Origin of the sequence: Ancylobacter mangrovi (assembly GCF_024752335.1) — a bacterium.
Taxonomy (GTDB): Bacteria; Pseudomonadota; Alphaproteobacteria; order Rhizobiales; family Xanthobacteraceae; genus Ancylobacter; species Ancylobacter mangrovi.
The window spans coordinates 15192-34359 of sequence record NZ_JANTHY010000006.1 but is presented as its reverse complement, the minus strand read 5'-3'; the positions used below and the strand labels follow the sequence as shown (position 1 = coordinate 34359).

General features: G+C 70.6%; 14 protein-coding genes. All 14 read right to left on the bottom strand.

The features are described from left to right. Positions 1-20: 20 nt before the first annotated feature. Positions 21-2210, bottom strand: a complete 2190-nt coding sequence (gene ligA, locus NVS83_RS15570; RefSeq protein ID WP_258740148.1) for an NAD-dependent DNA ligase LigA — start codon at positions 2208-2210, stop codon at positions 21-23. Between the two features lie 6 nt (positions 2211-2216). Next, positions 2217-3896: a DNA repair protein RecN gene (gene recN / locus NVS83_RS15565; RefSeq protein ID WP_258740147.1), complete on the bottom strand. Its 1680-nt coding sequence runs from the start codon at positions 3894-3896 to the stop codon at positions 2217-2219. 171 nt (positions 3897-4067) lie between these two features. Continuing rightward, a complete protein-coding gene (locus NVS83_RS15560; protein WP_258740146.1) occupies positions 4068-4970 on the bottom strand; it encodes an outer membrane protein assembly factor BamD in 903 nt (300 codons plus the stop codon). A 226-nt stretch (positions 4971-5196) separates the two neighbouring features. Next, the gene (gene lpxC / locus NVS83_RS15555) at positions 5197-6135 is read right to left on the bottom strand and encodes a UDP-3-O-acyl-N-acetylglucosamine deacetylase (RefSeq protein ID WP_258740145.1); all 939 of its coding nucleotides are present in this window, start codon (positions 6133-6135) and stop codon (positions 5197-5199) included. 297 nt (positions 6136-6432) lie between these two features. Beyond that, on the bottom strand, positions 6433-8154 hold the full coding sequence (gene ftsZ / locus NVS83_RS15550) for a cell division protein FtsZ (RefSeq protein ID WP_258740144.1): 1722 nt from the start codon (positions 8152-8154) through the stop codon (positions 6433-6435). 87 nt (positions 8155-8241) lie between these two features. Continuing rightward, positions 8242-9558: a cell division protein FtsA gene (gene ftsA, locus NVS83_RS15545; RefSeq protein WP_258734663.1), complete on the bottom strand. Its 1317-nt coding sequence runs from the start codon at positions 9556-9558 to the stop codon at positions 8242-8244. Beyond that, entirely contained in the window at positions 9558-10475 is a 918-nt protein-coding gene (locus NVS83_RS15540) for a cell division protein FtsQ/DivIB (RefSeq protein WP_258740143.1), read from the bottom strand. Before NVS83_RS15540 ends, ftsA begins: the two co-directional genes overlap by 1 nt. 101 nt (positions 10476-10576) lie before the next feature. Further along, the gene (locus NVS83_RS15535; protein ID WP_258734661.1) at positions 10577-11497 is read right to left on the bottom strand and encodes a D-alanine--D-alanine ligase; all 921 of its coding nucleotides are present in this window, start codon (positions 11495-11497) and stop codon (positions 10577-10579) included. A 39-nt stretch (positions 11498-11536) separates the two neighbouring features. Continuing rightward, on the bottom strand, positions 11537-12460 hold the full coding sequence (murB, locus tag NVS83_RS15530; protein WP_258740142.1) for a UDP-N-acetylmuramate dehydrogenase: 924 nt from the start codon (positions 12458-12460) through the stop codon (positions 11537-11539). Beyond that, positions 12457-13872, bottom strand: coding sequence for a UDP-N-acetylmuramate--L-alanine ligase (gene murC / locus NVS83_RS15525; protein WP_258740141.1), 1416 nt, complete (start codon positions 13870-13872; stop codon positions 12457-12459). The genes murB and murC overlap by 4 nt, the downstream gene beginning before the upstream one ends. 105 nt (positions 13873-13977) lie before the next feature. Beyond that, complete coding sequence (murG, locus tag NVS83_RS15520; protein WP_258740140.1) at positions 13978-15087, bottom strand: undecaprenyldiphospho-muramoylpentapeptide beta-N-acetylglucosaminyltransferase; 1110 nt, start codon at positions 15085-15087, stop codon at positions 13978-13980. An 8-nt stretch (positions 15088-15095) separates the two neighbouring features. Beyond that, positions 15096-16292 (bottom strand): putative lipid II flippase FtsW, encoded by a 1197-nt coding sequence (ftsW, locus tag NVS83_RS15515; RefSeq protein ID WP_258734657.1) that lies wholly within the window; start codon positions 16290-16292, stop codon positions 15096-15098. 81 nt (positions 16293-16373) lie between these two features. Then, positions 16374-17660 (bottom strand): sensor domain-containing diguanylate cyclase, encoded by a 1287-nt coding sequence (locus tag NVS83_RS15510; protein WP_258740139.1) that lies wholly within the window; start codon positions 17658-17660, stop codon positions 16374-16376. A gap of 42 nt (positions 17661-17702) precedes the next feature. Further along, positions 17703-19097: a UDP-N-acetylmuramoyl-L-alanine--D-glutamate ligase gene (murD, locus tag NVS83_RS15505; RefSeq protein ID WP_258740138.1), complete on the bottom strand. Its 1395-nt coding sequence runs from the start codon at positions 19095-19097 to the stop codon at positions 17703-17705. Between the last annotated feature and the right edge of the window lie 71 nt (positions 19098-19168).

Here is a 19168-nt window from a genome sequence, read left to right as displayed (position 1 = left end):
CGCAGAGAGCGGCGCGACGCTCAGCCCTGCACCAGCGCCAGCCACTCGTCCTCGGTGAGCACGGCGACGCCGAGATCGCGCGCCTTGGCGAGCTTCGAGCCGGCATCCGCGCCGGCGACCACATAATCCGTCTTCTTCGAGACCGAACCCGCCACCTTGGCGCCGAGCCGTTCCGCCATCGCCTTGGCCTCGTCGCGGGTCATGCGCTCCAGCGCGCCGGTAAACACCACCGTCTTGCCGGCGACGGCGCCGCCGGTGGCGGTCTGCTCCATCGGCTCGGTCGTCACCTCGGCCAGCAGCGCATCGAGCGCGGTCTCGTTGTTCGGCTCCTTGAAGAAGTCGACCACCGCCTCGGCGACCACCGCGCCGATACCCTCGGTGGCGACCAGTTCCTGCCAGGCCTCGTTGCCCTTGGGGTGCTCGCCGGGGCTGTCCTTCGGGTCCGGCATGATCGCCGCGAGCGCGGCCTCGCGCAGCGCCTCGATGGTCCCGTAATGGCGCATCAGCCGCTTGGCGTTGGTCTCCCCGACATGGCGGATGCCGAGCGCATAGAGGAAGCGGTTCACCGGCACCTGCCGGCGCGCGGCGATGGCGGCGAACAGGTTCCGCGCCGAGGTCTCGCCCCAGCCGTCGCGGTTCTTCAGCCGGGTCAGCGCGTCCGGCGCCGAATCGCGCGCCTCCAGCGTGAAGATGTCCGCCGGCTGGCGCACCAGCCCCCAGTCGTAGAAGGCCTGCACCTGCTTCTCGCCCAGCCCCTCTATGTCGAAGGCGTCGCGCGAGACGAAATGGCGGATGCGCTCCACCGCCTGCGCCGGGCAGATAAGCCCGCCGGTGCAACGGCGCACTGATTCGCCCTCCTCGCGCACGGCATGCGAGCCGCAGGCGGGGCACAGATGGGGGAAGGCGAAGGGCGCGGCATCCTTCGGCCGGCGCTCCAGCTCGACCGAGACCACCTGCGGGATCACGTCGCCGGCGCGCTGGATCACCACCCAGTCGCCGATGCGGATATCCACCGGCTCGCCGTCGACCGTGCCGCGGATCGGCTCGCCATTGCTGTCGATGCCGCGGATGTAGTCCTCATTGTGCAGCGAGGCGTTGGAGACGACGACGCCGCCCACCGTGATCGGGGTGAGCTTGGCGACCGGGGTGAGCGCGCCGGTGCGCCCGACCTGGATGTCGATCCCCTCGAGCTGCGTCACCGCCCGTTCGGCGGGGAACTTGTGCGCCAGCGCCCAGCGCGGCGAGCGCGAGACGAAGCCGAGCCGCTCCTGCAGCGCGAGGCTGTCGACCTTGTAGACCACGCCGTCGATGTCGTAGCCGAGCGCGGCGCGCTGTTCCTCGATCCGGTGGTAGTGCGAGAGAAGCTGCTCGGCGGAATGGCACAGCACCGTCAGCGGATTGGTCGGCAGGCCCCAGCGGGCGAAGGCCTTGATCACGCAGAACTGGGTATCGCCCGGCAGCCCGCCCGCGCTCACCTCGCCCCAGGCATAGGCGAAGAACTTCAGCGGGCGGCTGGCGGTGATCTTCGCGTCGAGCTGGCGCAGGCTGCCCGCCGCCGCGTTGCGCGGGTTCATGAAGGTCGGCTTGCCGGCCGCCTGCTGGCGCTCGTTCAGCGCCGCGAAATCGGCGTGGCTCATATAGACCTCGCCGCGCACCTCGAAGGTGGCGGGCACGTCGTCGCCCTTCAGCCGGTCGGGAATCTCGCCGATGGTGCGGACGTTGTTGGTGACGTCCTCGCCCTCGAAGCCGTCGCCGCGCGTCGCCGCCTGCACCAGCCGCCCGCCCTCATAGCGCAGCGAGCAGGACAGGCCGTCGATCTTCGGCTCGGCGGTGAAGGCGAGGTCGGCCCCGGCGGCGAGGCCGAGGAAGCGCCGCACGCGGGCGACGAACTCCTCCACCTCCTCGTCCGAGAAGCCGTTGCCGAGCGAGAGCATCGGCACCCGGTGGCGCACCTTGGCGAATTTGGCCGAGGGCGCGGCGCCGACCTTCTCCGACAGGCTGTCGATGCCCCGAAGCTCGGGATATTCGGCCTCGATCGCGTCGTAGCGCCGGCGCAGCGCGTCATAGGCGGCGTCGGAGACGGTGGGCGCGTCTTCCTGGTAGTAGCGCTTGTCGTGCGCGGCGATCTCCGCGCCGAGCCGGGCATGTTCGCTCGCCGCCTCGTCGGCGGTCAGCTTGGCGACGTCGATCTCGGGCGCGCGCGCGTTCATATGAGGCTATGTAGCGGATTCGGCGCTCTTGAGAAGCCGCTCCGCCGCCGCCCGCGCCTCGGTGGTGATCTCGGCGCCGGAGAGCATGCGCGCGATCTCCTCGCGGCGGTGGTCGGGAGCGAGCGGAGCGACGCTGGTCGCCACCCGGTCCTGCTCCGCCACCATCTCCTTGGCGATGCGGAAATGGTGGCCCGCCCGCGCCGCCACCTGCGGAGCGTGGGTCACGGCCACCACCTGCGAGCGCTCGGCGAGGCGGGCGAGGCGGGCGCCGATCGCGTCCGCCACCGCGCCGCCGACCCCGGTGTCGATCTCGTCGAACACCAGCGTCGGCGCCGAGCCCTTGTCGGCCAGCACCACCTTCAGCGCCAGCAGGAAGCGGGCGAGCTCGCCGCCGGAGGCGACCTTCATCATCGGGCCGGGACGCGTGCCGGGATTGGTCTGCACCCAGAACTCGACCCGGTCGAAGCCGTCGGCCTGCTCGTCGGCCTCGTCGCTCTGGCACTGAGTGATGAAGCGCGCGCGCTCGAGCTTCAGCGGCCCGAGTTCGGCATTCACCGCCGCGTCGAGCGCCGCCGCCGCGAGATGGCGGCGCCCGGACAGGTCGCGCGCCGCCGCGCGATAGACCGCCTCGGTCTCCTGCGCCTTCGCCTCCAGCGCCCGCAGCGCCTCCGCGCCGTGGTCGAGCGCGTCGAGGTCGTCGGCGAAGCGCGCCGCGACCGCCGGCAGGTCCTCGACCGTGCAGGAGAACTTGCGCGCCCCCGCGCGCAGCGCGAACAGCCGCTCCTCGATCCGCTCCAGCTCCAGCGGGTCGAAATCGGCCTCGCGCAGTGCCTCGTCGAGATGGGTGCGGGCGAGGTCCAGCGCGTTGAGCGCGGCGTCGATCGCCTCCACCGCCGGGCGCACCAGCTTGTCCGCCTCGCCCGCGCGGCGCTCCAGCCGGCGCACGGCGGCGGCGAGGCCCGGGATCGGCGAGGCGGCACCGCCCACCGCCTCCTGCGCCTCGTTGAGGTCGCTGGCGATCTTCTCGAAACGCATCATCTCCGCCCGCCGGTCGGCGAGACGGTCCTCCTCGCCGGGTTCGGGCGCCAGCGCGTTCAGCTCCTCGACCGAATGGCGGATATAGTCCGCCTCCTTCGCGGCCTCGTCGAGCCGCGCCTTCTCCTGCGCCGCCGCCTTGCGTGCCTCGCGCCAGCCCCGCCACAGGCCCCCCACCTCCTCGGCACGGCCGGTGAGGCCGCCATAGGCGTCGAGCAGCGCGCGGTGCGAGGTGGCGTCGACCAGCGCCCGGTCGTCATGCTGGCCGTGGATCTCGACCAGCCGCCGGCCGATGCTGCGCAGCATCTGCGCGCTCACCGACTGGTCGTTGACGAAGGCACGGGTGCGCCCGTCCGCGTGCTGCATCCGCCGCAGCACCAGCGCGCCGTCATCGTCGATGCCGGCTTCAGCCAGCAGCGCCCGCACGGGGTGGTCGGCGGCGATGTCGAACTCGGCCGTCACCTGCCCCTGCCCTGCCCCGTGGCGCACCAGCGCCCCGTCGCCCCGCCCGCCGAGGGCCAGGGTGAAGGCGTCGAGCAGGATCGACTTGCCGGCGCCGGTCTCGCCGGTCAGCACGGTCAGGCCGGGCAGGAAGGAAAGGTCGAGCCGCTCGATGAGGACGATGTCCCTGATCGACAGGGCGGCCAGCATGCGTGACGCTCCACAACGAATCCGCAGGGTACGGCGAGCCCGCCCCTTTTAGCAGGTCGCAGGCGCGGACGCACCGGTGTTCTTATTCTGTTCGAGAATGCCACGACTGGCCGGATAGAAGGCCCGCAATGCGGGGCCGGCCGGCGCGGCGCGGGCCGATCGGGCGGCCCGTCAGCCGAGGCCGACGCCCTTGAACGCCTTGGCGATCCAGGATTCCTCGTTGAGCTTGGGGTCGACGCCGCGCGACTGCACCAACTTGAAGGCGTCCTTGTACCAGGAGCTCTCCGGGAAATTGTAGCCCAGCACGGCGGCGGAGGTCTGCGCCTCGCTGATGACGCCGAGCGCCATATAGGCTTCCGTCAGGCGGTACAGCGCCTCCTCGACATGGCGCGTGGTCTGGTAGCGCGTGACGACCACCTTGAAGCGGTTGATCGCGCCGGCATAGTTGCGCTGCTCGAGATAGTAGCGCCCGACCAGCATCTCCTTGCCGGCGATCTGGTCGCGGGCGACCTCCAGCTTCTTCTTGGCGCTGACGGCGTACTCGGAATCGGGATATTTGCGCACGACGTCGTCGAGCGCGTCGATGGCGCGCTGGGTGCGGGCCTGGTCGCGCGAGACGTCGGGGATCTGATCGTAATAGGACGAGGCCATCAGGTACTGGGCATAGGCGGCATCCTCGGAGCCCGGATGCAGCGCCAGATAGCGGCGCGCGGCCGCGATGCACTCGTCGTAATTGCCCTGGTTGTAGTTGATGTAGGCGATCATCAGGATCGACTTGCGCGCCAGCTCCGAATAGGGGTGCTGGCGGTCGACATCCTCGAAGCGGCGGATCGCCTCGCCGTAATCTTCCTTCTCCATGAGGGTCAGGCCCTCATTGTAGCGCTGCTCGGCCGGCACGTCCGGGTAGATCTTCTCTTCCTTGTCGGTGTCGAACATGCTGGCGCAGCCGCCGAGGCTGGCCCCGACGAGGACGAGGCCCGCGAGCCGCACCGCCAGCAGGCCGGCGGCACGCTTTCGCCGCGCCTGGTCCCGGGAGGAGGAGAGGTCGGGACGGGCGAAGGAGAGAAGACGCATCACAGATATCGATCCCGATCTTGTCGATGTCGCCCGGCCGGCGCGCATCTACGCGCTAAAGCCGCTTTCCGACCGCATTATGGCGGCGATAACGTGGCTGCTGCACGAGGGCAAGCCGAAAAGACCGGGCGGGCATCATGGCTGCCGCCCGATGGCCGGCCCGGGCGGGCGATCCGGCACGAGGCGCGGCACAGGAAGGACGGCGCAAAGGACGCCGGCGGGACGCTCAGAGCTCGGGGGCGTAGGCGGGCACCGCGACGGCGGCAACATCGGCCGTGCCGCGCACCGAACGGCGGGCCGGCAGGCGGGCCTCGACGATCTCATAGGCCGAGCGGTCCGACAGCAGGGCGTCGACCACGGCGAAGTTGAGCTTGTGGCCGCCGCGATAGGAACGGTAGCGCGCCATCATCGGCAGGCCGCCGAGCGCGAGGTCGCCCACCGCGTCGAGCGCCTTGTGGCGCACGAACTCGTCGGCGTAGCGCAGGCCGGTGGTGTTCATCACCCCGTCGTCGCCGAGGCAGATCGTGTTGTCGAGCGAGGCACCGAGCGCGAAGCCCGCCTGCCACAGCCGCTCGACATCGCAGAAGAAGCCGAAGGTGCGCGCCCGCGCCAGATCCTTGCGGAACACGTCCGGCGACAGGGTGGCGGCGTAGCGCTGGCGGCCGATCGCGGCGTGGTCGAAATCGATCTCGACCTCCAGCCGGAAGCCGACGTCGTAGGGCGAGAGCTCGCCGAAGGCGGTCTCGGTCTCGACCCGCACCGGCTTCAGCACGCGCAGATAGCGGCGCGGGGTGCCGGTCTCGATCACGCCGACCTCGTCGAGGGCGGCGACGAACTCGTCGGCGCTGCCGTCGAGGATCGGCACTTCCGGCCCGTCGATCTCGACCCGGGCATTGTCGATGCCGAGGCCGGAGAAGCAGGCGAGCAGGTGCTCGACAGTGGAGACCGCAGGGCCGCTCGAATCGCGCAGCACGGTGGCGAGGTCGCTGCCGCGCACGGCGCTGCGGCAGGCCCGCACGGACTGGTTGGAGTCGGAACGGTGGAAGACGATGCCGCTGTCGGCGTCGGCGGGAGCGATGCTCAACCGCGCCATCTTGCCCGAATGCACGCCGACGCCCGAAAGGGCGACGCTATCGGCAAGAGTGGTTTGCACTACAGCATTCATTCCGGACCCCAGAACGGACTTCGTTACGCGTCCGCTCCCCTCTCCAAAAAACAACACAGTTAACCGCCATTAACGTTCCGGGAACCGAATCCCGCGACGGCTTTTCGTTGTCCGGACCATATCGACGCCCCCGGGTGGCGCCAACTCACTCTTGATTACGCTCTGTTACTGTGGCCTCGCTGCCGCAGTAGAGTCTAAAATCCTTTACAATCAATGAATTACACCCGGGCCTCGCGACCCGGGTGCTGCATTGCGCCATCGCTTTGTTACAGGCTGGGATGCCAGCCCGCCAGCACCTCAGCCCTGGCGGCGGAGGAAGGCCGGGATATCGAGGTGATCGTCGTCCGCCGGCCGCGGCGCGACCGGGCGGCCATGGGCGTCCATCGGGCGCGGCGCGGCCGGGCGCTTGGCGAATTCCGAACTCTCGGGACGGCGCTCGGCGAGGGCGCGCGGCTCGGCCTGCGGGGCGCGGCGCACCACCGGACGCATGTCCGCCGGCGGGTCGACCTCCTCCTCTTCCTCGGCATGGCGGCCGAGGCCGACATTGGCGAGGCGCTGAAGGAGCGTCATGCGCTTCTTCTCGTTCTGGTGGTGCTCGGGCGCCTCGCCGCGGGCGGCGCGGATCTGGTTCTGCGCCGGCACCGGCAGCTCGTCGACGCGCGGCATGCGCGGCGACGGGCGCTCGGCCTGCGGCGGGATGAACGGCTCGAGCGTCTCGTCCTCATAGGCCGCCTCGCTCACCGCCGGGGCTTCCGGCTCGGCGTAGAGCGCGGGCTTGGGCGCCAGCTGGCGGATGGTCACCTCGTCGATCGCGGCCGGCGCGCGGTCCGGCTCGCCATAGACGTGGTCGTCGGCGGCGTGGGCGGCGTAGGTCGGCTCGTAGCTCTCCTCCGAGGCGGCATAGGCTTCCTCCTCCTCGGTCAGCGCGGCGGCGACCGAGTGCAGGGCGGCGTCGCGGCGGGCCTCGACGGCGGCGCGGCCGGCATTCGACATGCGGCGCCCGCCGATGTCGGCGAGGTTGGAGAAGCTGTGCGGGATCTGCTCGGGGATCACCGCCGGGTCGATGCCGGTCGCGACCACCGACACGCGGATCAGGCCTTCCAGCGTCTCGTCGAAGGTGGCGCCGAGGATGATGTTGGCGTCCGGGTCGACCTCCTCGCGGATGCGGGTCGCCGCCTCGTCCACCTCGAACAGGGTGAGGTCCTTGCCGCCGGTGATGGAGATGAGCAGTCCGCGGGCGCCGCGCATCGACACCTCGTCGAGCAGCGGGTTGGCGATCGCCGCCTCCGCCGCGTGCAGGGCACGCTTCTCGCCGGAGGCCTCGCCGGTGCCCATCATCGCCTTGCCCATCTCGCGCATGACGGCGCGGACGTCGGCGAAGTCGAGGTTGATCAGGCCTTCCTTGACCATCAGGTCGGTGATGCAGGCGACGCCCGAATAGAGCACCTGGTCGGCCATCGCGAAGGCGTCGGCGAAGGTGGTGCGCTCGTTGGCCACCCGGAACAGGTTCTGGTTCGGGATGACGATGAGGGTGTCGACGCCCTTCTGCAGCTCGGAGATGCCCATCTCGCCGATGCGCATGCGGCGCTGGCCCTCGAAGTGGAAGGGCTTGGTCACCACGCCGACGGTGAGGATGCCGAGTTCGCGGGCCGCCCGGGCGATGACCGGCGCGGCGCCGGTGCCGGTGCCGCCGCCCATGCCGGCGGTGATGAACACCATGTGCGCGCCGGCGAGGTGGTCGCGGATCTCGTCCAGCGCCTCCTCGGCGGCCGCGCGCCCGACTTCCGGCTGCGAGCCGGCGCCCAGGCCCTCGGTCACGGCGACGCCCATCTGCACGATGCGCTCGGCCTTGGAAAGCGTCAGCGCCTGCGCGTCCGTATTGGCGACCACGAAGTCGACGCCGCACAGACCCGCCGTGATCATGTTGTTGACCGCATTGCCGCCGGCGCCGCCGACGCCGAACACGGTGATCCGGGGGCGCAGTTCGCGGATGTCAGGTGCCTGGAGGTTGATCGTCATTGCTGTTGTCCCCTAACGCCGGCGGGCCCTCGTCCCGTCTCGATCACTATGGTGCCGGTTCCGCCGGCGCGGATTGGATGGAACACGTCAGAAGGCCTCCCGCAGCCAATGGCCAACGCGCGAGAAGTACCCGCTCTCCTCCCCGTGGGAGAGGCGACGGCGGCGGGCCTCGAAATGCTCGAGCCCCGCAACCTGCGGATAGACAAGAAGCCCCGTGGCGACGGCGAAGGTGGCGCCGCGCGCCGCCTCGGGAAGCTTGGAGATGCCGAGCGGGCGGCCGATGCGCACCTGCCCGCCGAGAACCTTGCCGACCAGCTCGGCATGGCCGGTGAGCTGGGCCGAGCCGCCGGTGAGCACGATGCGCCGGCCGGCCCCGGCCGAATGGCCGGAGGCGACCAGCCGGTCGCGCACCAGCTCGATGACCTCTTCCACCCGCGGGCGGATGATGCGCAGCAGCTGCGACTTCGGGATTACCCGCGGCAGGTCGTGATGGTCGTCGGCGATCGGCGGCACGGTCAGCATCTCGCGCTCGTCGGCGCTTATGGCGAGCACGCCGCCATGCAGGCTCTTCAACCGCTCGGCGTCGGCGAGACGGGTGGAAAGGCCGCGCGCGACGTCGTTGGTGACGTGCTGGCCGCCGACCGCGATGCCGTCGACATGCACGCAGTGGCCGTTTTCGACCACAGAGACGGTGGTGGTGCCGGCGCCGAAGTCGATCAGCGTCACGCCGAGCTCGGCCTCGTCGTCGGCGAGGGTCGACAGCGCGGCCGCATAGGGCGCGGCGACCATCGCCTCGACGCCGAGATGGCAGCGTTCGATGCACAGCAGCAGGTTGCGCACCGCCGCGCCGTCGGCGGTGATGACGTGGAGGTCGACGCCGAGCCGGCGCCCGAGCATGCCGCGCGGCTCGCCGATGCCCGACACGCCGTCGAGCGCGTAGCCGACCGGCAGCGCGTGGAGAATGGTGCGCCCCTCGCCCACCGCGAAGGTGGAGGCTGCGTCGAGCACGCGGCGGATGTCGCCTTCCGCGACCGCCGGCTCGGGCAGGTCGACCTCGGCGGCGAAGTGCTCGGAGGACAGGCGCCCGCCGGCCATCGACACCACCACGGAGGCGATCTGCACGCCGGCCATGCGCTCGGCGGCGTCGACCGCGCGGCGGATGGCGTATTCGGCCCGCTCCATGTCGATCACCGCGCCGCCCTTGATGCCGTGGGCGCTGGTGTGGCCGATGCCGAGCACGTCGATCGAGTGGGTCCGGCGGCGCAGGCTAGAGCTCTCGCGCGGCTTCAGCCGGGCGATCATGCACACGATCTTGGAGGTGCCGACGTCGAGCACGCCCACCACGCCGCTGCGGCGCGGCGCGAGCGGGCGCATCTTCGGCGCGATCTCGAAATACGACCGCATCATGTGCTGCTCCCCTTCCTCGCCTTGGCCTGGGCCTTGAGGTCGGCCTGACGTGCCTCATAGGCGGCGTCGGAGAGGCGGACGGTCACGCGGTCGGGCAAGCGCAGATCGATGATGGTGACGTCGCGGCTGAGAAGCTGCTTGTCGCGGTCGAGCACGGCGAGCTGCTGCAGCGCGTCGTCGAGACCGCGCTCGGGCAGGCGCACGTCGATGCCGTTGCCCATCTTCAGCGTCCAGCGGCGGTCGGCGACGCGGATGGCGGCGCGCACCTGGTCGCGCACGCCCGGCACCAGGCTCAGCGCGTCGACGATCTCGACCGCGTGGGACTGGGCGCCCTCGCCGACCACGATCGGCAGGCGAATGTAGCGGGGGTCGTCCGAATAGGGGGCGATGATGGTGCCGTCGCGGGCGATCACGTTGATCTTGCCGTCCTTCTGCCAGAGCGCGAAGCCCTCGCGCTCGACCACCTGGATGTCGAGCCGGTCGGGGTAGAGCTTCTGCACCGTGGCGCGCTTGATCCAGGCAAGCTGCTCGAGCCGCTGGCGCGCGCCCTCGGCGTCGAAGAACGGGAGCGAGGAGGTCGGCTTGACGCCCGCCGTGGCGAGGATCTCGCCCGGGGAGACGTGGCTCTGGCCGTTCAGGTTGACGTTGGCGATCCGGAAACCGACGAGGTTGGCGCCGGTATCGGCCACGTCGCGGGCGGTCTCGATGGCGGCGGGCATGTGGCCACCGCGCTCGAGGCCGTAAATGCCGGTGGCGGCGAACAGCAGGGCGACCAGCCAGATGCCGGCGCCGCGGTTCACGACGCGCGAGGCGGAGAGGCCGACGAAGAACCGGCGACCGCCGATGATGGCGCGGTCGACGAATCGCGTGCGGCCCGGTCCCGCCGAACGGGCCCTGGCCGCAGGCCGAGACACGGCAGCCGGCGCCGCCTGGGAACCACGTCCCCGCGCAACCGTCCGCCCCGAATCCTCAGATGCCGCACCGACGCGCCCGCCCGCAGGCTTCTGCCTGGGGTTCAGCGGTCGAGCGAGGCGTCCTCCACCATCCATCGTATCAGCTCACCGAACGAATAGCCTGCATGGGCCGCGAGTTCGGGCACAAGCGACGTCTCGGTCATTCCGGGCTGGGTGTTCACCTCCAGACAGACCAAACCGGATTCGTCCCCGGTCCGGTCGTCATAACGGAAGTCCGACCTACTGATGCCCCGACAGCCGAGCGCGCGATGCGCCTTAACCGCTAGCATCCGTACCTTTTGGTAAACATTCGGTAAAATTTGTGCCGGGAGAATGTGGCGGGAACCGCCCGGAGCGTATTTTGCTTCGTAATCGTAGAACCTTAGGTCGGATTGAATTTCGATGACATCGAGCGCCTCATCGCCCATCACGGCGCAGGTGAGCTCCAATCCGGGGATGTAGCGCTCGGCGAGAAGGGTATCGCCATACGCCCAGTCGTCGCGATTCAGCTCCTGCGGCGGGTGCTCCTGGTCTTCCGGGACGATGAACACGCCGACCGAGGAGCCCTCGCGCACCGGCTTCAGCACATAGGGCCGCTCCAGCACATGCCCGCGCGCCGCCTCGAGCCGGGAGACCACGCGCCCCTCGGGCACCGGAATGCCGTTCTCGGCGAGGATGATCTTGGCCTGCGCCTTGTCCATCGCCAGCGCCGAGGCGAGCACGCCCGAATGGCTGTAGGGGATCTGCAGGATCTCGAGGATGCCCTGGATGGTGCCGTCCTCGCCCGGGCGGCCGTGCAGAATGTTGAGCGCCACGTCCGGCTTCAGCTCGGCCAGCACGCTGGCGATGTCGCGGCCGACATCGACGCGCGAGACCCGGTAGCCCACGCTCTCGGCCGCCTGCGCACAGGCCTCCCCCGAGTTCAGCGACACCTCGCGTTCCGCCGACCAGCCGCCCATCAGGACGGCGACATGCTTCGCCATGCTCTTCTCCTCGTGCGCCGGCCGCAGGGGCCGCGGCGCCTAGTCCGCCGGAATGCCGATGCGCTTGATCTCCCACTCCAGCCCGACGCCGGAATGGGCCTTCACGCGTGCGCGGACGTCTTCGCCCAGCGCCTCGATGTCGGCGGCGGTGGCGCCGCCGGTGTTGATCATGAAATTGCAGTGCATCGGCGACATCTGCGCCGCACCGCGCATCAGCCCGCGGCAGCCCGCCGCGTCGATGAGCTGCCAGGCCTTGTGGCCGGGCGGGTTCTTGAAGGTCGAACCGCCGGTCTTCTCGCGAATCGGCTGCGAGGCCTCCCGCGCGGCGGTGATTCGCTCCATCTCGGCGAGGATCGCCGCAGGTTCGCCCGGCCGGCCCTGGAACAGCGCCTGCGTGAAGACGAGGTCCGCCGGCGCGTCGGAATGGCGGTAGCTGTAGCCGAAATCGGCGTTGCCGAGCACGCGGACATTGCCCGCGCGGTCGACCGCCCGCGCCTCGACCAGCACGTCCTTCGTCTCCCCGCCATGGGCGCCGGCATTCATGCGCAGCGCGCCGCCTATGCCGCCGGGAATGCCGCGATAGAAGGCGAGCCCGTCGATCCCCGCATCCGCCGCCGCCCGCGCCGCCTTCACGTCCGGCACCGCGGTGCCGACCCGCAGGCGATACCCCTCCTCCACTGCGATCGCATTGAAGCCGCGCCCGAGCCGGATGACGACGCCGGGCACGCCGCCGTCGCGCACGATGAGGTTGGAGCCGAGGCCGATCACCGTCACCGGAACCTCGCCCGGCAGCCGCGCCAGGAAATAGGCGAGGTCGTCCTCGTCGGCGGGCGCGAACAGCACCTGCGCCGGCCCGCCGACGCGGAACCAGGTGAGGTCCGCCAGCGGCTGGTGCGCGAGCATGCGCCCGCGCAGCCCGGGCATGCCGGCGGCAAGCTCGGGCGTGATGTCGGGAAGGCTCACGCCGCGCTCTCCCGCAGGGCGGTGAGCTGTTCGGGCAGGGCATAGGCCCACTGGCTGATGCTGCCCGCGCCGAGGCAGACGACGTAGTCGCCCGGCTTCATCAGGGAACCGACGATCCCCGCCAGCGCCTCCGGCCCCGGCAGCGCCGTCACCGAGCGGTGGCCGCGCGCACGCAGCGCCTCGACCAGGTGGTCGCGGTCGACCCCGGCGATGGGCGTCTCGCCGGCCGCATAGACATCGGCGACGATGACGTGGTCGGCATCGTTGAAGCAGGTCGCGAACTGGTCGAACAGCGACTGCAGCCGGGTGTAGCGATGGGGCTGCACCACCGCGATCACCTGCCCGTCGGTCGAGGCCCGCGCGGCGCGCAGCACCGCCGCGATCTCCACCGGGTGGTGGCCGTAATCGTCGAAGATCGTCACGCCGTTCACCTCGCCGGTGCGGGTGAAGCGCCGCTTCACGCCGCCGAAGCCGGCCAGCGCCGAGCGGATCTGCTCGTCCGTGGCGCCGAGCTCATGGGCGACGGTGATGGCGGCGGTGGCGTTGAGCGCGTTGTGCTTGCCCGGCATCGGCAGCACCAGCTCGCGCAGCTCGTGCACCACCCGGCCCTCGCGATCACGGAACAGCACGCCGAAGCGCGAGCGCCCGCCCTTCAGGTCGATGTCGACGAGGCGCACATCGGCCTGCGGGTTCTCGCCATAGGTGATGACGCGCCGGTCCTCGACATGGCCGACGAGGTCCTGCACCACCGGATGGTCGGTGCACATCACCGCGAAGCCGTAGAAGGGCAGGTTGTCGATGAAGCTGCGGAACGCCGCCTGCACCGCCTCGAAGGTCTTGAAGTGGTCGAGATGCTCGGGGTCGATATTGGTGACCACCGCCACCTCGACCGGCAGCTTGAGGAAGGTGCCGTCGCTCTCGTCGGCCTCCACCACCATCCATTCGCCATCGCCGAGCCGCGCATTGGTGCCGTAGGCGTTGATGATGCCGCCATTGATGACGGTCGGATCGAAGCCGCCCGAATCGAGCAGCGTCGCCACCAGCGAGGTGGTGGTGGTCTTGCCGTGGGTACCGGCGATGGCGACGCAGCTCTTCAGCCGCATCAGCTCGGCCAGCATCTCGGCCCGGCGCACCACCGGCAGGCGCCGCGCGCGGGCCGCCACCAGCTCGGGGTTGTCGCGCTTGATGGCGGAGGAGACGACCAGCACCTCCGCGCCGTCGATGTTCTCGGCGCGGTGGCCGACATGCACCGCGATGCCCTTCTCGACGAGGCGCTTCACATTGGCGCTCTCGGCGACGTCCGAGCCCTGGACCGTATAGCCGAGATTGTGCAGCACCTCGGCGATGCCGCTCATGCCGATGCCGCCGATGCCGACGAAATGGATGGGCCCGAGCGAGAGCGGGAGCTTCATGCGATCTTCCTTCGGCCTGTGCGCGAGGTTCGCGCGGGCACAATTTCCGGGCGCGCAGCAATAGACGAGGCCGTCCGGTACGTCATCCCGCCTATGGTAGTGTCGCTAGCCATCGAGGCCCGCCGTGCGGATGACGAGCTCGGCCAGCCGCTCGGCCGCGTCCGCCCGTCCCAGCCGGTGCGCCGCCGCGGCCATGGCCGCGAGCTCCGCCGGCTCCGCCATCAGCGCGGCGATCCGGGTCGCGAGGCTCTCCGGGGTGAATTCGGCCTGCGGCACCAGCGCCGCCCCGCCCGCGCCGGCGAGCGCGGAGGCGTTGGCGAGCTGGTCCTGGTCGATCGCCCCCGGCAGCGGCACGAGGAAGGACGGGCGCCCGATCACGCACAGCTCCGCCACCGTCGAGGCGCCCGAGCGGGCGATGACGAGATGGGCGCGCGCCATGCGGGCGGGCAGGTCGTCGAAGAAGGGCGCCACCTCGGCCGCGACGCCGAGGCGGGCATAGGTGGCGTGGACCTGATCGAGATCTTCCGGCCGCGCCTGCTGGACGATGGAGAGCCGGCCGCGCAGCGCCGGGTCGAGCCGCTCGATACCGGCGGGGACCACCTCGCTCATCACCCGCGCGCCCTGGCTGCCGCCGAACACCAGCAGCTCGAACCGCCCGCCCGGCTCCGGCGCCGCGAACGGCGCGACCGCCGCGATCACCGCCGGGCGGACCGGGTTGCCGGTGTGGTGCGCCTTGGCGGCGAGCGAGGGGCTGCCCTTCAGTATGTCGGGATAGCCGGTGGCGATGGCGCTGACCCGCGAGGCCAGCATCGCATTGGCCCGGCCCATCACCGCGTTCGCCTCGTGGATCAGCGTCGGCCGGCCGGCGAAGGCGGCGGCGAGCAGCGGCGGCACGGTGGGATAGCCGCCGAAGCCGACCACCGCCGCCGGCTTCAGCGAGCGCATCAGTGCGAAGCCCTTGAGGACGCCGGTGCCGAGCGCGAGCGCCGTCCGCGCCAGCGCCACGGGCGAGCGCCCGCGCACCGTGTCGGCCGGCAGCACGTGCAGCCGGCGCGCGGGGAAGTGCCCGGCATAGCGGGCCGCGCGCGCGTCGGTCGCGAGGTCGACCGCGATGCCGCGCCGCCCGAGCGCGGTCGCGAGAGCTTCGGCGGGAAACAGATGGCCGCCGGTTCCCCCGGCGGCGATCAGCACGAGCGGCGTGTCCGGCGCGGCCATGGCGCGCCTCAGCCCGGATGCGCCAGCGGCGCGCCGGTTGCCGGGGCCTTGCGCGTGCCGAGACGGGTGCCCAGCCGCTCCAGCTCGGCCAGCGTCGAGACCCGCGGGCGCCGGCGCGTCAGCGCGAGCAGCATCCCCATGCCGTAGGCCAGCGAGAGCAGCGACGAGCCGCCATAGGAGACGAAGGGCAGCGTCATGCCCTTGGCCGGCATCATGTGCAGGTTGACCATCATGTTGATGCAGGACTGGAGCCCGAACAGGATCGACAGCCCCGCCACCGCGAAGCGCACGAACGGGTCCTCGTCGTTCATCGCCCGCGACAGCGCCCGCAGCACGATGAAGGCGAACAGGCCTGCGATCATCATGCACAGGATGGCGCCGAACTCCTCGCCGGCGACGGCGAAGATGAAGTCGGTATGCCCGTCCGGCAGCACCTTCTTGAAGGTGCCCTCGCCCGGCCCCTGCCCGAACCAGCCGCCATTCATGAAGCTGTCGATGGCGAGGTCGATCTGGTAGGTGTCGCCCGAATCCGGGTCGAGGAAGCGGTCGATGCGCTGGGTGACGTGCGGCACCGTCGCATAGGCGATGAACAGCCCCGTCGCGCCGATGCCGCCGAGCCCGATCACCCAGATCATCCTGAGCCCGGCGAGGAAGAACAGGCTGCCCCAGACCAGCGAGACCAGCATGGTCTGGCCGAAGTCGGGCTGCAGCACCAGCGGCGTCACCACCATGCCCAGCAGCGCGATGGCGAGGAGCTGGCCCGGCATCTCCGGCCGCCGCACGCTTTCCGAGAACAGCCAGGCGGCGATGATGACGAAGCTCGGCTTGAGGAATTCGGAGGGCTGCACAGTGACGCCGAGAATGGTCAGCCAGCGCCGCGCGCCCTTCACCTCCGGGCCGATGACCAGCGTGGCGAAGACGAGGCCGAGGAAGACCAGGAACAGCACCAGCGACAGGCGGCGTATGTTGCGCGGCGACAGGAACGAGGTCGCGATCAGCACGATCAGCGCCGGCACCAGGTACATCACCTGCCGGTGCACGAAATAGAAGGGATCGGGAATGCCGAGGCGGGCCGCGATCGGCGGGCTGGCGGCCAGCGCCAGCACGATGCCGATGATCATAAGTGCGGCCAGCGCGCCAAGCAGCAGCCGGTCGATCGTCCACCACCACTCGCCGACAATGGTGCGTTCGGCACGCGAAATCATCTACGCCACTCCGGAAGAACGTTCTCCCGACTATCGAGTGGTTAAGGTTGACGTCAGCTTAATGCGCCGGCCGGCAACGCCTCAGGCGGAGCCGATCGCCCCGCGGTCGAGCGCAACCCGGTCACGGCCGGCGCGCTTGGCCGCATAGAGCGCCTGGTCCGCGCGCATCAGCAGCGCGTCGATGTCGAACGGGGCGGCGGCGGTGGCGACGCCGATACTGGCGGTGAGCACGACCGGCTCGGCCTGTGCCGAGATCGCCAGCGTCTCGATCGAGCGGCGCAGTTCCTCCGCGCGCTCGGCCGCCTTGTCCTGGCTGAGGCCGGTCAGCAGCGCCACGAACTCCTCGCCGCCCAGGCGCGCCAGAACGCCATCGCCGACCACGGAGCGGCAGCGCTCGGCGAAGGCGCGCAGCACCGCGTCGCCCACCGCATGGCCGTGCAGGTCGTTCACCACCTTGAAGTGGTCGATGTCGATCATCATCACCGAGACCGGGTCCCCGCACGCCGCCGCCGTGTCCAGCACCAGCTTGGCGTCGGCGAAGAAGCGGCGGCGGTTGCGCAGGCCGGTGAGTTCGTCGGTCTCCGCCCGGTGGCGCAGCTCGGCCTGCACCTGCTGCTCCTGCGAGACGTCCCAATAGACCAGCACCGGATGGTCGCCGATGCAGCGCAGGCGGAAATGGACGAATTTCTGCGTGCCGTCCTTGCAGGTGACCTTCCAGTCGTTCATCGGCACGGCGACGCCGTCCGCCTGGGAGGCGGCCAACGCCTCGTCCCACGCCTTCATGGCCGCGTCGCGGTAGACGGGGTCGGGATAGGCATGCTCCCACCAGTCGTCGAGGTCGATCAGCTCGTCCTTCTCCCAGCCGAACAGGCGCTGCGCATGCGTGTTGGTGAAGACGCAGTCGCCGTCCTTGTCGTAGATCTCGATGCCGACCGGCATCCATTCGAGCACCGCCTGAAGGTCCTCGTAGATGGAGGAGATGGCCTTCCCCTCCTCCTTCCCGGCGACCTCTCCGCACAGAGTGACGAGCCAGTGGCCCGGCGGCTCGTCGACGGGCGAGAGTTCGAGCCGGAACGCACGCGGATGGCCGGGAAGACGCGCGGTGACGGCCGGGGCACCGGCCGCAGGAGCGCCGGCATCGGCGCTGGTGTCGGGAGCGCCGTGCTGCGCCGCCGCCCGCGTCACCTGCGCGGCCGCCTCCGCCCCGATCAGCCGCTCCAGCGCCATCGGCTGGGAATCGGGGATGTCACCCGCGAGCAGCCGCCGCATCGCCCCGTTCAACGCCAGCACCCTGTCCGCTTCCGGCGCCAGAAGGAGAAGGGGCGCGTTGACCCATTCCATCCATGCCGGGGGTGCGGTGTCTGCCATGCGTGTTTCCCACTCCTTCCACACTATATGGTCGAGTGCCGGCTATTTTGGCGGTAACTGAAGACCTTCAACGAGCGTACGGAACGCATCGCCGCGCAATTCGAAGTTGCGGAACTGGTCGAAGCTCGCGCAGGCGGGCGAGAGCAGCACCACGGGGTGGGTCAGGCCGGAGGCCGCCGCGTCGCGGGCCGCCCTCTCCACCGCGACGTCGAGCGTGCCGCAGATCTCGTGCGGCACCGCCTCGCCCAGCGTTGCGGCGAAGTCCGGCGCGGCGACGCCGATCAGATAGGCCTTGCGCACGCGCGGGAACAGCGGCTTCAGCGGCACGATGCCGCCCTCCTTCGGCTTGCCGCCGGCGATCCAGAAGATGTCCTCGAACGAGACCAGCGCCCGCTCGGCCGCATCCGCATTGGTCGCCTTGGAATCGTTGACGAACAGCACGCTGCCGAGGGTGCGCACCTGCTCCATGCGGTGGGCGAGGCCGGGAAAGCTGCGCATGCCGGCGGCGATGGTCTCGGGCGCGAGGCCGAGCGCATGGGCGGCGGCAAAGGCGGCGGCGGCGTTCTGCGCGTTATGGGCGCCGCGCAACGAGCCGATGCCGGAGAGCGGCAGGGTGAAGGTGCGGCGCCCGCGCTCCATCACCGCGAGATCGGTCCCGTCGAGATGGATGCCGTCGTCGAGCGGGCCGAGCACGGAGATGCGCACCACACGCGTGCCCGCCGCCTCGACGCGCTCGGCGATTGCCCGGCACCAGGCGTCGTCGACGCCGATCACCGCCGTCCCGCCGGCCCCGACCCCGGCGACCAGGCGCTCCTTGATCTCGGCGTAGTGCTCCATGGTGCCGTGCCGGTCGAGATGGTCCGGCGACAGGTTGAGCAGGATGCCCACCGTCGGGTCGAGGCTCGGCGCCAGGTCGATCTGGTAGGAGGAGCATTCGACGACATAGACCCGCCCGGGCGCGGGCGGCTCCAGCCCCAGTATGGCAGGGCCGAAATTGCCGCCGATCTGCGCGTCGCGGCCGCCTTCGCGCATCAGATGGGCGAGCAGCGCGGTGGTGGTCGACTTGCCGTTGGTGCCGGTGATCGCCGCCATCGGCGCCGGCTGGCCGATGCGGCGGCGCTCGCGCACGAACAATTCGATGTCGCCGATCACCTCGACCCCCGTCGCCTGCGCGCGCCGCACCGTCCAGTGCGGCTCGGGATTAGTCAGCGGCACGCCGGGCGCCAGCACCAGCGCCGCGAAGGAGCTCCAGTCGGCCGTATTGAGATCGCCGGTCGGGATGCCCTCGGCCGCCGCCTTCCCGACCGAGGCGGGGGAATCGTCCCAGGCCGTCACCCGCGCGCCGCCGGCCATCAGGGCGCGCGCCGTCGCGAGGCCGGAGCCGCCGAGGCCGAAAAGGGCGACGGCGCGATCGTTCAGGGTGTTCACGGGAATCATGTCGGTGACGGGGATCTCGAGCGGACCGGGACGCGGTCGGAAGGACCGTTCAATTGGCTAGCGCATTTCCA

Coding starts and splice junctions, on each gene's coding strand:
- ligA (WP_258740148.1), bottom strand. CDS start 2,210: ATGAACGCGCGCGCGCCCGAGATCGACGTCGCCAAGCTGACCGCCGAC.
- recN (WP_258740147.1), bottom strand. CDS start 3,896: ATGCTGGCCGCCCTGTCGATCAGGGACATCGTCCTCATCGAGCGGCTC.
- NVS83_RS15560 (WP_258740146.1), bottom strand. CDS start 4,970: ATGCGTCTTCTCTCCTTCGCCCGTCCCGACCTCTCCTCCTCCCGGGAC.
- lpxC (WP_258740145.1), bottom strand. CDS start 6,135: ATGAATGCTGTAGTGCAAACCACTCTTGCCGATAGCGTCGCCCTTTCG.
- ftsZ (WP_258740144.1), bottom strand. CDS start 8,154: ATGACGATCAACCTCCAGGCACCTGACATCCGCGAACTGCGCCCCCGG.
- ftsA (WP_258734663.1), bottom strand. CDS start 9,558: ATGCGGTCGTATTTCGAGATCGCGCCGAAGATGCGCCCGCTCGCGCCG.
- NVS83_RS15535 (WP_258734661.1), bottom strand. CDS start 11,497: ATGGCGAAGCATGTCGCCGTCCTGATGGGCGGCTGGTCGGCGGAACGC.
- murC (WP_258740141.1), bottom strand. CDS start 13,872: ATGAAGCTCCCGCTCTCGCTCGGGCCCATCCATTTCGTCGGCATCGGC.
- murG (WP_258740140.1), bottom strand. CDS start 15,087: ATGGCCGCGCCGGACACGCCGCTCGTGCTGATCGCCGCCGGGGGAACC.
- ftsW (WP_258734657.1), bottom strand. CDS start 16,292: ATGATTTCGCGTGCCGAACGCACCATTGTCGGCGAGTGGTGGTGGACG.
- NVS83_RS15510 (WP_258740139.1), bottom strand. CDS start 17,660: ATGGCAGACACCGCACCCCCGGCATGGATGGAATGGGTCAACGCGCCC.
- murD (WP_258740138.1), bottom strand. CDS start 19,097: ATGATTCCCGTGAACACCCTGAACGATCGCGCCGTCGCCCTTTTCGGC.